Below are 1070 nucleotides of genomic sequence, written 5' to 3'. Positions count from 1 at the left end.
GTTTCCTCAGTTTCGGATTCCGGTTCCGTCTTTTCTGTTGATTCCGCTACTTCTTCTTTTTCTTCTTTCGATTCCGCAATGGACTCTTTTGAAGTCGGGAGCTGGGAAGCCGGAGTTTTAGGAAGTAAAACTTCCAGTTCTTTTTCTGCCTCTGACTTTGTTGCAAGATCCATATTGGATTCATTTCCTGTTGTAAGTTCCGTTTCGCTTTGATCTACAACAGCGGCATTGGAAGAAGCTCCACTCTTTTCGGAAAGATATTCGCTGGAATGGATGACAACGCGTTCTACTGGAATATCATCGGTGTGATTGCCATGAATGATATATCCGTCCCGCGCAGCAATTTCTTCGGCGCTGTAATCGTAGGTCAGGCTGATGAAATCATCATAAAACTGATCCCTATCTGCAATGAGCTCATTTTTTGCAGCATCCGAAATACTTTCTTCGGCTGTGTGGAAAAATCCGCCTTCGGCTGCCAGCTGCTCACAGTAATCCACCTGCTCCTGCCAGGCTTCTTCTGCAAGAGCATCCAGCTCCGCATTCAGTTCATCGCAGTCACAGTCTTCGTCTTCCTCATGATCACATTCATAATGCACAACGATAGGCTTTGGATGGCCGGTGCAGTAACCTTTTGTGTAGGTATAATCATAGGTATCGGAATGGGCCTTTGTGGAAGTTGGGTTTCCGATCGTGTTGGTTTCGTACAGGTAACCATCAGCTCCGGTCACATTATCGTCCCGGTTACAGGCATCCTCATCGTCCCAACGGGTGAACTGGCTGCCGCTGTCGTTGGCCCAGTTGTATTTGGTGCCGATGTTGGAAGCTTCATCTTTCGGATGATCCAGGTAGGTGTTTCCGAGCTGTGTGCCGGCGTCATCCCAGTCTCCTAAGGTGTCATACTCTAAAATGTCCCAATGAGAACCCTTCAGAGGCTTTCCGGTTTCGGAATCCAGTTTCCGGAGATCCACGTTGTAGGTGGTCTGCCAGTCTTCGCTGTGCTTGTAGCGGTGTACTTCCAGAGCGATGGAACCTTCGCCGCCTTCACCGCCGCCTCCGCCACCACCGCCGCC

At 49.5% G+C, this 1070-nt stretch carries 1 protein-coding gene; it reads right to left on the bottom strand.

All coding sequences use genetic code 11. The features are described from left to right. Positions 1–1070, bottom strand: a 1070-nt coding sequence (locus FYJ39_RS20675) for a hypothetical protein (RefSeq protein ID WP_195840500.1), incomplete at both ends; no start/stop codon positions are given.

It is taken from the genome of Clostridium porci, assembly GCF_009696375.1.
GTDB classification, from domain to species: Bacteria; Bacillota; Clostridia; order Lachnospirales; family Lachnospiraceae; genus Enterocloster; species Enterocloster porci.
Note: the sequence above shows the minus strand (reverse complement) of the source record. Positions and strands in the feature narration are given on the sequence as shown.